7 protein-coding genes are annotated in these 11,399 nt (G+C 61.3%); 2 read left to right on the forward strand and 5 right to left on the reverse strand.

The window, feature by feature from the left end; all coding sequences use genetic code 11:
• The first annotated feature begins 397 nt into the window (after positions 1-397).
• Entirely contained in the window at positions 398-5,266 is a 4,869-nt protein-coding gene (locus TX24_RS05720) for an NAD-glutamate dehydrogenase (protein ID WP_034135432.1), read from the forward strand.
• A 183-nt stretch (positions 5,267-5,449) separates the two neighbouring features.
• Here the strand turns inward: TX24_RS05720 and TX24_RS05725 are convergent, their stop codons facing one another.
• From TX24_RS05725 to TX24_RS05735, 3 genes are all read right to left on the reverse strand, one after another.
• Positions 5,450-6,136: a GntR family transcriptional regulator gene (locus tag TX24_RS05725; protein WP_003190805.1), complete on the reverse strand. Its 687-nt coding sequence runs from the start codon at positions 6,134-6,136 to the stop codon at positions 5,450-5,452.
• Between the two features lie 16 nt (positions 6,137-6,152).
• Positions 6,153-6,854, reverse strand: a complete 702-nt coding sequence (locus TX24_RS05730) for a FadR/GntR family transcriptional regulator (RefSeq protein ID WP_034135434.1) — start codon at positions 6,852-6,854, stop codon at positions 6,153-6,155.
• 158 nt (positions 6,855-7,012) lie between these two features.
• On the reverse strand, positions 7,013-8,338 hold the full coding sequence (locus TX24_RS05735) for a C4-dicarboxylate transporter DctA (RefSeq protein ID WP_169855370.1): 1,326 nt from the start codon (positions 8,336-8,338) through the stop codon (positions 7,013-7,015).
• 215 nt (positions 8,339-8,553) lie between these two features.
• On the opposite strand from TX24_RS05735, the gene TX24_RS05740 reads away from it, so the two are divergent.
• Entirely contained in the window at positions 8,554-9,183 is a 630-nt protein-coding gene (locus TX24_RS05740; protein ID WP_003190809.1) for a DNA-3-methyladenine glycosylase I, read from the forward strand.
• A 127-nt stretch (positions 9,184-9,310) separates the two neighbouring features.
• On the opposite strand, the gene TX24_RS05745 is transcribed toward TX24_RS05740, so the two are convergent.
• Positions 9,311-9,712: a cupin domain-containing protein gene (locus TX24_RS05745; RefSeq protein WP_034135435.1), complete on the reverse strand. Its 402-nt coding sequence runs from the start codon at positions 9,710-9,712 to the stop codon at positions 9,311-9,313.
• 84 nt (positions 9,713-9,796) lie between these two features.
• The gene (pdxR, locus tag TX24_RS05750) at positions 9,797-11,230 is read right to left on the reverse strand and encodes a MocR-like pyridoxine biosynthesis transcription factor PdxR (RefSeq protein WP_057709871.1); all 1,434 of its coding nucleotides are present in this window, start codon (positions 11,228-11,230) and stop codon (positions 9,797-9,799) included.
• Positions 11,231-11,399: the final 169 nt, after the last annotated feature.

Raw genomic sequence — 11,399 nt, forward strand, 5'->3', positions numbered from 1 at the left:
ACGGCCCGGATCGGTCATTTCTGGTACTGAAGGTGTTCAAAGTAGCAAGATTTTCTACCGAAAATCCGGGGTTGCCCAAGTTGCAACCGGCACCCTGCTTACCGATGACCGAATATGTCGCAGCGTCGCAAGCAGCGCTCTTCCCACACTCGTTAAGCTGCGCAACGGATGTGCCCTGTGCCAGGCGCCTGACCTGCCCGTCGTATCGTCACCTGGCCAGGGGCATGCCGTATGGAAGTTGTATGTGACCTGACTGTCCTGTCCAGCTTCACCCACCTGTCACCCTGATTCGTTTATGGTGCTTGTCAGCACACCAGCGAACAGAGCTGACGGTCTCCCCGCAAGGGGATAACACGCGACGCTTTCATCAATAACAAGCCCAAGCGGAGTACCACAGATGGCGTTCTTCACCGCAGCCAGCAAGGCCGACTTCCAGCATCAACTGCAAGCGGCACTGGCGCAGCACCTCAGTGAACAGGCACTGCCACAAGTGGCGCTGTTCGCTGAACAATTTTTCGGCATCATTTCCCTGGACGAACTGACCCAGCGTCGCCTTTCCGACCTGGCCGGTTGCACCCTGTCTGCCTGGCGCCTGCTTGAGCGCTTTGATCACACCCAACCGCAAGTGCGAGTCTACAACCCCGATTACGAACGTCATGGCTGGCAATCGACCCACACCGCGGTCGAAGTGCTGCACCATGACCTGCCCTTTCTGGTCGACTCGGTACGCACCGAGCTGAACCGCCGTGGCTACAGCATCCATACCCTGCAAACCACCGTGCTCAGCGTGCGTCGTGGCAGCAAGGGCGAGCTGCTGGAAATCCTGCCCAAGGGCACCCAGGGCGAAGGCATCCTGCAAGAATCGCTGATGTACCTGGAGATCGACCGCTGCGCCAATGCCGCCGAGCTGAACGTGCTGAGCAAAGAGCTTGAGCAGGTGCTGGGCGAAGTGCGCGTGGCCGTGGCCGATTTCGAACCGATGAAAGCCAAGGTCCAGGACCTGCTGGCCGGTATCGACGCCAGTGCGTTCGCCATCGACGGCGAAGAAAAGACCGAGATCAAGAACTTCCTCGAATGGCTGGTGGGCAACCACTTCACCTTTCTGGGCTACGAAGAGTTCGTGGTACGTGACGAGGCGGACGGCGGTCATATCGAATATGACGCCAGCTCCTTCCTCGGTCTGACCAAGCTGCTGCGCGCCGGCCTCACCGCCGAAGACCTGCGCATCGAAGACTACGCTGTGGCCTACCTGCGCGAGCCGACCGTACTGTCGTTCGCTAAGGCGGCACACCCAAGCCGCGTGCACCGCCCGGCCTACCCGGACTACGTGTCGATCCGCGAGATCAGCGCCGACGGCAAGGTCATCAAGGAACACCGCTTCATGGGCCTGTATACCTCCTCGGTGTACGGCGAAAGCGTGCGAGTCATCCCCTACATCCGTCGCAAAGTGGCCGAGATCGAACGTCGTTCGGGCTTCCAGGCCAAGGCGCACCTGGGTAAAGAGCTGGCCCAGGTGGTGGAAGTACTGCCCCGTGACGACCTGTTCCAGACCCCGGTCGACGAGCTGTTCAGCACCGTGATGTCGATTGTGCAGATCCAGGAACGCAACAAGATCCGCGTGTTCCTGCGCAAAGACCCCTACGGTCGTTTCTGCTACTGCCTGGCCTACGTGCCACGCGACATCTACTCCACCGAAGTGCGCCAGAAGATCCAGCAAGTGCTGATGGACCGTCTGAAGGCCTCGGACTGCGAGTTCTGGACCTTCTTCTCCGAGTCCGTCCTTGCCCGTGTGCAACTGATTCTGCGGGTTGACCCCAAGAACCGCCTGGACATCGACCCGCTGCAGCTGGAAAAAGAAGTGGTGCAGGCCTGCCGCAGCTGGCAGGACGACTACGCCAGCCTGGTCGTGGAAAGCTTCGGCGAAGCCCAGGGCACCAACGTGCTGGCGGATTTCCCCAAAGGCTTCCCGGCCGGCTACCGCGAGCGTTTCGCCGCGCATTCGGCTGTGGTCGACATGCAGCACCTCAACAGCCTGACCGAAGCCAACCCGCTGGTGATGAGCTTCTATCAGCCGCTGGGCCAGGTCTCCGGCCAACGTGAACTGCATTGCAAGCTCTACCACGCCGATACGCCGCTGGCGCTGTCCGACGTGCTGCCGATCCTGGAAAACCTCGGCCTGCGTGTGCTGGGCGAGTTCCCGTATCGCCTGCGTCACGCCAATGGCCGTGAGTTCTGGATCCATGACTTTGCGTTCATCGCCGCCGAAGGCGTGAACCTGGATATCCAGCAGCTCAACGACACCCTGCAAGATGCGTTCGTGCACATCGTGCATGGCGATGCCGAGAACGATGCGTTCAACCGCCTGGTCCTCACCGCCGGCCTGCCATGGCGCGACGTGGCGTTGCTGCGTGCCTATGCCCGTTACCTGAAGCAGATTCGCCTGGGCTTCGACCTGGGTTACATCGCCAGCACCCTGAACAACCACACCGACATCGCCCGCGAGTTGACCCGGTTGTTCAAGACCCGCTTCTACCTGGCGCGCAAGCTCACTGCCGACGACCTGGAAGACAAGCAGCAACGCCTGGAGCAAGCGATCCTCAGCGCCCTGGACGACGTTCAGGTGCTCAACGAAGACCGCATCCTGCGTCGCTACCTGGACCTGATCAAGGCCACCCTGCGCACCAACTTCTACCAGACCGATGCCAACGGCCAGAACAAGTCGTACTTCAGCTTCAAGTTCGACCCGCGTGCCATCCCTGAGCTGCCCAAGCCCGTGCCGAAGTTTGAAATCTTCGTGTACTCGCCACGGGTCGAAGGCGTGCACCTGCGCTTTGGCAACGTGGCCCGTGGCGGCCTGCGCTGGTCCGACCGTGAAGAAGACTTCCGCACCGAAGTGCTCGGCCTGGTAAAAGCCCAGCAAGTGAAGAACTCGGTGATCGTGCCGGTGGGCGCCAAGGGCGGCTTCCTGCCGCGTCGCCTGCCATTGGGCGGCAGCCGGGACGAGATCGCGGCCGAAGGCATCGCCTGCTACCGCATCTTCATCTCTGGCCTGTTGGACATCACCGACAACCTGAAAGACGGCGCCCTGGTGCCGCCGGCCAACGTCGTGCGTCATGACGACGATGACCCGTACCTGGTGGTGGCGGCGGACAAGGGCACTGCGACCTTCTCCGACATCGCCAACGGCATTGCCATCGACTACGGCTTCTGGCTGGGCGATGCGTTCGCTTCCGGTGGTTCGGCCGGTTACGACCACAAGAAAATGGGCATCACCGCCAAGGGCGCGTGGGTGGGTGTGCAGCGTCACTTCCGTGAGCGCGGCATCAACGTGCAGGAAGACAGCATCACCGTGGTGGGCGTCGGCGATATGGCCGGTGACGTGTTCGGTAACGGTTTGTTGATGTCGGACAAACTGCAACTGGTCGCAGCCTTCAACCACCTGCATATCTTCATCGACCCGAACCCTAACCCGGCCACCAGCTTCGTCGAGCGCAAGCGTTTGTTCGAACTGCCGCGTTCGGCCTGGACCGACTACGACACCAGCATCATGTCTGAAGGTGGCGGTATCTTCTCGCGCAGCGCGAAGAGCATTGCCATCTCGCCGCAGATGAAAGAACGCTTCGACATCCAGGCCGACAAGCTGACCCCGACCGAACTGCTCAACGCCTTGCTCAAGGCGCCGGTGGACCTGTTGTGGAACGGCGGTATCGGTACCTACGTCAAGGCCAGCACCGAGAGCCATGCCGATGTGGGCGACAAGGCCAACGACGCACTGCGCGTCAATGGCAACGAGCTGCGCTGCAAGGTAGTGGGCGAGGGCGGTAACCTCGGCATGACCCAGTTGGGCCGTGTGGAATTCGGCCTCAATGGCGGCGGTTCCAACACCGACTTCATCGACAACGCCGGTGGCGTGGATTGCTCCGACCACGAAGTGAACATCAAGATCCTGCTCAACGAAGTGGTGCAGGCCGGTGACATGACCGACAAGCAGCGCAACCAGCTGCTGGCGAGCATGACCGACGAAGTCGGCAACCTGGTGTTGGGCAACAACTACAAGCAGACCCAGGCCCTGTCCCTCGCCGCGCGCAAGGCTTACGAGCGTGCCGCCGAGTACAAGCGCCTGATGAGCGACCTGGAAGGCCGTGGCAAGCTGGACCGCGCCATCGAGTACCTGCCGACCGAGGAACAGCTTACTGAACGCGCCTCTGCCGGCAAGGGCCTGACCCGTCCGGAACTGTCGGTGCTGATCTCGTACAGCAAGATCGACCTCAAGGAAGCGTTGCTCAAGTCGCTGGTACCGGATGACGAGTACCTGACCCGTGATATGGAGACCGCGTTCCCGCCGAGCCTGGTGGCCAAGTTCGGCGAAGCCATGCGTCGCCATCGTCTGAAGCGCGAGATCGTCAGCACCCAGATCGCCAACGATCTGGTCAACCACATGGGCATCACCTTCGTTCAGCGACTCAAAGAGTCCACCGGTATGAGCCCGGCGAACGTGGCGGGCGCGTATGTGATCGTGCGGGACATCTTCCATCTCCCACACTGGTTCCGTCAGATTGAAGCCCTGGACCACCAGGTTTCCGCTGACGTGCAACTGGAGCTGATGGATGAACTGATGCGCCTGGGCCGTCGCGCTACGCGCTGGTTCCTGCGCAGCCGTCGCAACGAGCAAGACGCCGGGCGTGACACCGCGCACTTTGGTCCGCACCTGGCCGCGCTGGGCCTCAAGCTCGACGAACTGCTGGAAGGCCCGACCCGCGAAGGCTGGCAGAACCGCTACCAGGCCTACACCCAGGCCGGCGTACCGGAGTTGTTGGCGCGCATGGTTGCGGGTACTACCCACCTGTACACCTTGCTGCCGATCATCGAAGCCGCCGACGTGACCGGGCATGACGCCGCCGAAGTGGCCAAGGCCTACTTCGCCGTCGGCAGCGCCCTGGACTTGCCGTGGTACCTGCAGCAGATCAGCGATCTGCCAGTGGCCAACAACTGGCAGGCCCAGGCCCGCGAAGCCTTCCGCGATGACGTGGACTGGCAGCAACGGGCGATCACCATCTCCGTCCTGCAAATGGCCGATGCGCCACAAGACATGGAAGCCCGCGTGGCCCTGTGGCTTGAGCAGCATCAGGACATGGCTGATCGCTGGCGCGCCATGATGGTGGAAATTCGTGCTGCAGTGGGCACGGACTACGCCATGTACGCGGTGGCCAACCGTGAGTTGCTGGACCTGGCGTTGAGTGGCCAGTCGGTGTTGCAACCGGCTTGATGCCTCGCTAAACCAAAAGCCCCCGCATCCTGAGATGCGGGGGCTTTTTGTTTGATCTGGAATGCGATCAATGTGGGAGCTGGCTTGCCTGCGATAGCGGCGGGTCAGTTAATAATTTGGTCACTGGTACACCGCTATCGCAGGCAAGCCAGCTCCCACAGTTTTAACTTTACTCACTTGGAGTCAGTGGTGTTTGAGTAGTCGGGTTTCCAGGTGATCCAGATGCTGGGTCATCAGGGCGACGGCCGTGTGAGCGTCGCGCTGTTCCACGGCATCCACAATCGCCACATGCTCCTGCCACGCGCAATAGGTGCAGGCCTTTGCTTCAAATTGCGCAATGATCAACGACGTCAACGGCACCAGGCTGTTGAGAAACTGTGCCAGCGGCGCGTTGCCTGCCATGTGCGCCAGTTGCAGATGAAACTCTCCCGAAAACCGGATCGCCGGGCCACGCTGGTCACGCTCAATGGCGTCGCGCTCCTGTGCAATCAGCTCGCGCAGTTGGCGAATCTGCATCGCGGTGGCCTGGGCGCAGGCCAGTTGCACCACGGTAATCTCGGTGAGGCGCCGGGCTTCCAGGATCTGCCGTGTGTGCTGGGCATCCGGCGCGGCGACCTGGGCGCGCTGGTTGGGGCGCAGGATGACCACTTGCTGATGGGACAGCTTGGCGAGTACCCGGCGTATCACGCTGCGGCTCACGCCAAAGAGCTCGCCCAGGCCTTCTTCGGTGAAGCGGCTGGCGGGCGCAATGCGTTGCTCAAGAATGGCGTCGAACAAGCGTGGGTAGATGTCGTCCACCGAGGGCTTTTTTTCGGGCGTCCAGCGTAAGGACGTGAGGGTGCAATTGCGTTGCAGGGCGTGAGCGTTCATGGCCGGTCTCCGAAAATCAACTGCCCAGATGGTCGTCCGGGATATTCAAGCGAATGCCCATGCGCAGGCCTTCCTGAAGGATGTGCCGGCGCATTTCGGCACTGGCCAGGGCGCTGTTCTTGTTGCGGATGGCGCGGACCACGGCTTCGTTCTCTTGAAGGCGTTCGGCCAGGTGTTCAGGGGAGTTGCGCAATACCTGAGCGCTTTGTTTGAGCGCGGTGCTGGTTTGCTGCACCACGTTCTGGAAGATCGGATTGGAGGTCAGGGCGAACAGCTCCTCATGGAAGTCGATATAGGCGTTCATGCCCGCTTCGGCATCGCCGGCATCCAGGGCTTCGCGCATGTCCATCAGGGTCAGGCGCAGTTGGCCGATTTCCTTGCTGCTGATGGACTGGGCTACCAAACCGACGATGAAAGGTTCGAGGGTGTAGCGCAGTTGCAGGATGTCCTCGAGGCTGGCATCGGCCACGGCGTCGCTCGATTGCGGCTCGCTGACGCTGCTTTCCAGCACGACCACGCCTTTGCCCGGCATGGAGCGCACCAGGCCGAGGGTTTCCAGCACGATCACCGCTTCACGCAGGCTCGGGCGGCTGATGCCCAGCTGTTCGGCCAGTTCGCGTTGACCGGGCAGCATTTCACCGCGGCGCCACTGGCCTCGCGCCAAGGCGGCGCGCAGTTTTTCTACCACTGAATTGACGACGGTTGAAGTGCTGATCACGTCGAAGGCTCCTTGATGTTGCTCATACAGTATTCAGTCTGGCGAAGGTCCAAAGTGGGAGCTGGCTTGCCTGCGATGACTGAGTGTCAGGCACTACATTTGACGCTGACCCACCGCTATCGCAGGCAAGCCAGCTCCCACATTGGATGGGTGTTGTCCTAGAACTCCTGATGCGCCGGCAGCACCGGCTTCTTGGCCTGGAAGGCATAGCCTTGCTGGCCGTCGAGCACCTTGTTGGCGCGCTGGATATCAATGTCTTTTTCCCAGCGCGCAATTGCCACGGTGGCCACGCAGTTGCCGATCAGGTTAGTCAGCGCCCGGCCGATGCCCATGAACCAGTCCACCGCTAGCACCAATACCAGGCCGACCACCGGAATCGCCGGGATCGCCGTGAGCGTTGCCGCCAGAATCACCAGCGCCGAGCCTGGAATGCCATGGGCGCCCTTGGAGGTGATCAACGATACCAGGAGGATGGTCAACAAGTCGGTCATCGACAGCGGTGTGCCGGTGGCGTTGGCGATAAACACGATGGCCAGGGTCAGGTAGATGGAGAAACCGTCGAGGTTGAACGAGTAGCCAGTGGGAATCACCAAGCCCACGGTGGAGCTGCCAATGCCCAGGTGTTCCAGCTTGCGCATGATCTGCGGCAACACCGCGTCGGATGAAGCGGTGCCCATCACGATCAGCAGCTCTTCGCGCAGGTACTTGAGCAGCGGCAACATGCGCAGGCCCGACAGGCGCATCACCAGCCCGAGGATCACCGCCACGAAGGCAAAGCAGGTCAGGTAGAAAAGCCCCACCAGGCTGCCCAGGTGTTGCAGCGAGTCCAGGCCATAGGTGCTGGTGGTGAAGGCGATGGCACCGAATACGCCAATCGGCGCCAGGCGCACGATCATGCCCATGATGCGGAAGATCACATGGCTCAATTCGTTGATCAGCCGCGAGATGCCACTGGCCGCTTCGCCCACCAGGTTCAGCGCGCTGCCGAACAGCACCGAAAACAACAGCACTTGCAGCACGTTGTTGTCGGCAAAGGCGCCGACCACCGAGTTGGGGATCAACTCCATCAGGAACTGGCTGGTGCCGCGGATGTGCTGGCCCTTGTCGGCCAGCTCATTCAAGCCGGCGGAAGAGAGTTGCTCCAGGTGAATATTGGCGCCGCTGCCAATGCCGGTGCTGAAGGCCATGATCAGGCCGAGCACCAGGGCGACGGTGGTGAGCATTTCAAAATAGATCACCGACTTTAGGCCGATGCGCCCGACCTTCTTCAAGTCGCCCGCGCCGGAAATACCGCTGACCACCACGCAGAACACGATCAGGCCAATCAGCATTTTGATCAGCTTGATAAAGCCGTCACCCAAGGGTTTGAGTTGCGAGGAGAATTCGGGAAGGGCCAGGCCGCAGGCGATGCCGAGCATCAGGCCAATCACGACTTGCAGGAAAATCGAACGCGAGCACCATCTGAGCATGGGAGGGATCTCTATTCGGTGCCCTGGTGGTTCCAGGGCTTAATTGTTGTGGTCTTACCGGTAAGTCCAGTGCGGGGCCAGTCTACGCTCGGTTTTTTTCAAATCACAAGCAAATATTTGGCGGTTGGCAGGTCCCGGTCTGACCAGTTGGTCGATAAGCACGATGCTTGAGCGGTTGGCGGGGATTAATTTTTTTTGCGTATCATCGCCTTCGGCATACGAGGTGATGGATGGACCAACCAGGGCTGACAACCGACGAAGCAGGGCGCATCTATTGCGCCTGGCGCACTGCAGCGCCTGCGTACCTGCATTACCACGACCACGAGTGGGGCGTGCCGGTGGCGGATGACATCGCGCTGTACGAGAAGATCTGCCTGGAGGGGTTTCAGGCGGGGATGGCGTGGATCACCATCCTGCGCAAGCGCGAAAACTTTCGCCAGGCGTTCGAGGGCTTTGATTTTCGCCGGGTGGCGCAGTACGGCGAGGCGGACATCGAGCGGTTGATGAGCGACCCGGGCATTGTGCGCAATCGCGCGAAGATCGTCTCGGCCATCAACAATGCACGCCGGGCCTGTGAACTGGTGGAGGAGACCGGCTCGCTGGCGCGCTGGCTGTGGGCGTTTGAGCCCTGCGCAGAAGAGCGGCCGGCAGTGGTGGATATGGCTTACTGGACGGCCAATCCAACGTCACCCGCTTCGGTACGGTTATCGAAAGCCTTGAAGAAGCGCGGCTGGACCTTTGTCGGCCCGACCACGATGTATGCGTTGATGCAGGCGATGGGGATGGTTAATGACCACTTGGAGGGTTGCGAGTGCCGCTCGCGTATTGAACACCTGCGCAACCTGTTCAAACGTCCCTGACCAGACACGGTTGAAACTGTGGGAGCTGGCTTGCCTGCGATAGCGGTGTATCAGCCAGCTCATCTTTTACTGGCCCACCGCTATCGCAGGCAAGCCAGCTCCCACAGGGGGTTTGTTGTGTTGCTGATTATTTGGGAAGTGGGGTGAGTACCTCAGCCTTGTCATCCAGCACCATCACCACCAGCAGTTTGGCCGGTTGGGTCTGGCTGGCATTGCTTGACTCAAAATGCCGCGAACCGGCCGGCTCGTAGAACGATTGCCCGGTTTTGTAGGTGATCGCCTTTTCATCATTGACCCGCGAGGTGATCTGGCCTTCGAGCACATACGCCACGGCGGTGCCGGTGTGGCTGTGGGGCACGGTGGCTTGGCCGGGGGCGTAGTCCACGGTGAGCATGATGGTTTTCTTGCCCGGCACGTTGGTCAAGGCGTGCTCTTGCAGCACCTTGAGCGTTTCCTGGTTGTAGACCGGGTCGTGGGCAAATGCACTGAGGGAGGCGAGCATCAGTGTGGCAGCGAATAAGCGTTTCATGAGGAGGGTTCCATCGGGTTCAAGACCGCTTCACCCTACGCCGCAGAGGGCCTGCCACCAATGACCAATGCGCCGGAAAACCGCCTAGCCAATCTGCAAGAGAATATCGCGGACCTTGTCCAGCGCCGGGTCAATGTCCAGGGTCTCGATGGCACCGAACCCCAGAATCAGCCCCGAGCGCACCGGCAGGTCGTGAAAGAACACGTCCAGGGGATACAACCCCACCTCGACCTCACGCGCCCGTTCCATCAGTAAGGGAATATTCACCGGCACCTTGCACAGGGCCGCCAGGTGAAAGCCGGCCACCGTAGGCACGGCCTCGAACCACGGTGACAGATCGCCCGCCAGACGCTGCAATATGCGTTCGCGACGCCCCGCATAGAGGCTGTGACAGCGACGAATATGCTTGAGCAGGTAGCCTTCGCTGATGAACTTGGCCAGTGCCCACTGCGGCAAGGTAGCGCTGTGCTGGTCGGTCAGTTTCTTGGCCTTGAGCACCGCGCCGTAGATGGCCGGCGGCAGCACCGCATAGCCCAGGCGTAACTCCGGCGACAGGGTTTTGGAGAAGGTGCCGACGTAGGTGACCACGCCTCGGGTATCCATGCTTTGCAGGGAGTCAGTGGGGCGGCCTTCGTAGCGGAATTCGCTGTCGTAATCGTCTTCAATGATGATCGCGCCGAGCGCAATGGCGCGGTCCAGCAGGGCCTCGCGCCGCGCCTGGCTCATGGGCATGCCAAGGGGGAATTGGTGGGACGGCGTCACATAGATCAAGCGGGTGCCATCCGGGATCTGGTCGACCTGCAGGCCCTCTTTGTCGACGGCCACACTGGCAACATTGGCGCCCATCGCGACGAACAATTGGCGTGCGGGGCTGTAGCCAGGGTCTTCCATCGCGACCAGGCTGCCGGGCTCAAGCACCACGCGGGCAATCAGGTCCAGCGCCTGCTGTGCCCCGTTGGTGACCACGATATCGCGGGCCCCGCATTTGACCCCGCGAGAAAACGCAATATGCCCGGCGATGGCTTCGCGCAGGGCGGGCACGCCTTCTGGCTGGCTGTAAAAACCACTGTTCTGGGCGATACGACGCAACGCATCCTGCGTACAACGCCGCCATTCGTCCTGGGGGAAGTGGTGGCGTGTCGTCGCACCGCCGATAAATTCGTAGCGCAGGATATCGTCACGGGCGGGGTGGCCCATGGGCGAGGGCAGTGCGGCCCATTTGCCCAGGTTGGCGGCGCACGCCAGGTCGGTGGCGGTTTGCACGCGGTCGGGTTGCGGCGCCCACGCATTGACGAAAGTGCCGCGGCCGATCTTGCCAACCAGCAGGCCCTCATAGGTCAAGGTGGCGTAGGTATCCGACACCGTCTTGCGCGAGATGCCCAGTTGTTCGGCGAGCAGTCGGCTGGGGGGCAGCTGGGCGCCTGCCGACAGCCGCCCGGTGGCGATGGCTTCGCGCAACTGCTGGTAGAGCTGTTCGGCCAGGTCCTTGCGGCCATTGATGACTACGTGCAGTTCCATGTTTGCTCCCAAGGTTTGGCTCGGCGCCAAGGTTACTCGCTCGTAATGCGGGCTCAAAAGGGTATCTGTGTAAATCGTCCGCACGCATAGACATCTACAGCTGCAAAGAGCGCGTTGGCCGCGATCATGTCCCTGTTGCAGGCTCTGGATGCCTGCAGCCAGCGTTATT

The organism is Pseudomonas lactis (genome assembly GCF_001439845.1).
Taxonomy (GTDB): domain Bacteria; phylum Pseudomonadota; class Gammaproteobacteria; order Pseudomonadales; family Pseudomonadaceae; genus Aquipseudomonas; species Aquipseudomonas lactis.

Bases quoted from the DNA above. Each gene is read 5' to 3' on its own strand.
- TX24_RS05745 (WP_034135435.1), bottom strand. From the start codon at position 9,712: ATGAAACGCTTATTCGCTGCCACACTGATGCTCGCCTCCCTCAGTGCA.
- TX24_RS05725 (WP_003190805.1), bottom strand. From the start codon at position 6,136: ATGAACGCTCACGCCCTGCAACGCAATTGCACCCTCACGTCCTTACGC.
- pdxR (WP_057709871.1), bottom strand. From the start codon at position 11,230: ATGGAACTGCACGTAGTCATCAATGGCCGCAAGGACCTGGCCGAACAG.
- TX24_RS05740 (WP_003190809.1), top strand. From the start codon at position 8,554: ATGGACCAACCAGGGCTGACAACCGACGAAGCAGGGCGCATCTATTGC.
- TX24_RS05720 (WP_034135432.1), top strand. From the start codon at position 398: ATGGCGTTCTTCACCGCAGCCAGCAAGGCCGACTTCCAGCATCAACTG.